Here is a 1,736-nt window from a genome sequence, read left to right as displayed (position 1 = left end):
AACCTGCACCTAGTACAAGTACCTTCTCGCCTTTTTTAGGCATTGCAATCTTTACTCCGTGATATCCTATGCAGAAAGGCTCCACAAGTACTGCTTCCTTCGCTGTAAGTCCATCAGCCTTGTAAAGGCGATTTATATCCATAGGAAGATAGGTCATAAATCCACCTTCACGCTGTACTCCCATTGTCTGGTTGTCCATACATGCATTGACCAATCCTCTTTGGCATGAATAGCATGCGCCACAGTTAAAGTATGGATTTACAGTTACTATGTCTCCTACTTTGAGATCCTTGCCGTTTTTTCCTATTTCAACTATTTCGGCTGCAAGTTCGTGGCCAGGTATTCTTGGATAGGATACATAGGCAGATGCGCCTCTATAGGTGTTAAGGTCTGAGCCGCAGATACCTCCATATATGAGCTTCAACAAAGCTTCGCCTTCCTTTATTTCAGCCTGTTTTGCCTCTCTTATTTCTACTTTTTGTGGTCCTATTATATTGATTTCTCTATTCATTAATAACTCCTTTTATCCAAATATTAGGTTTACAAGACCTGTTGTGAAAATCGGGAAATAAGACAAAAGCATTAGACATACAATAAGCAAGGCGTAGTATGGGATTGCTTCTCTTATGAAATTTCCAATTTTACATTTTGTTATACCGCAGGTTACAAACATTAGAGTTCCCATTGGCGGTGAAATACTTCCTACTGACATATTGAATATGAATACCATTCCGAAATGTATGGGGTCGATGCCGTAATGAGTGGCAACTGGAGCAAGTAGTGGAACAAGAACTATCATTGCCGCATTTCCTTCAATAAACATGCCTACAAATATTAATAGAATATTTACAACAAGAAGGAAAACATATTTGTTGGATATTAGATCAACAATATATTGAGTTACCGTCTGAGGTATTCTTTCCTTGGTGAGTACCCATGCGAAAGCTGAAGCAGCTCCTATTATAAGCATTATGGATGCTGTCGATACAACTGTTTCCTTAAGTGCCTGGTATACTATCTTTAGATTTAATTCTTTGTAGAAGAATCCAAGGATCATTGCATATACTACTGCAGCGGCTCCAGCCTCTGTTGGTGTAAATACTCCTAAACGGATTCCACCTATGATAATTACTGGCAGAAGCATAGGAAGAAACGCTCCTCTTAGGGATTCTTGGAAGTCTGCTGCAGGCATTTTGCCTGTTCTTACAGGAACATAGCCTCTTTTACCAGCTATTTTACTAGTCAACATCATCATTGTTACACAAAGTAAAAGCCCAGGACCTATACCGGCTACAAACAATTTGCCAATTGATACATTGGCTATGGAGCCATAGATAATCATTGCGATTCCGGGAGGAATCAATGGTGTTATCATTGCAGAAAATGCAGTTACCACAGAAGAAAATTCCTTTGAAAATCCTTTGTTTTCCATTTCTGGAACCAGCATTTTAGCCTGCATGGCAGCATCGGCCAGATTGGAGCCCGAAAGACCTCCCATTAATGTAGATAAAACTATATTAACCTGAGCTAGTCCTCCTGTCATTCTTCCTGTCATTACTTCAGCAAAAGCCATAACTCGCTTGGTAACTCCTGAATAGTTCATAAGTATTCCTGCGCATACGAAAAATGGTACAGCTAGCAAGGCTACACTTTCGACTCCAGAGGAGACTCTTTGAGCCATCATTTTTGTAGATACACCAGGTATTCATGAAAAAGAGAGACTGCTCAATAAATTT

Annotated in this window: 1 protein-coding gene and 1 pseudogene; both read right to left on the bottom strand. The window is 39.8% G+C overall.

Going from position 1 to position 1,736, the window contains the following annotated elements; translation table 11 throughout:
• Window positions 1–511, bottom strand: a 511-nt coding sequence (locus tag AC3AX0_RS01150; RefSeq protein ID WP_487548467.1) for an alcohol dehydrogenase catalytic domain-containing protein, incomplete at its 3' end; no start/stop codon positions are given.
• Between the two features lie 12 nt (window positions 512–523).
• Window positions 524–1,736: pseudogene (locus AC3AX0_RS01145) on the bottom strand (TRAP transporter large permease); the annotation flags it as partial.

This window comes from Dethiosulfatibacter sp., assembly GCF_983023055.1.
Note: the sequence above shows the minus strand (reverse complement) of the source record. Positions and strands in the feature narration are given on the sequence as shown.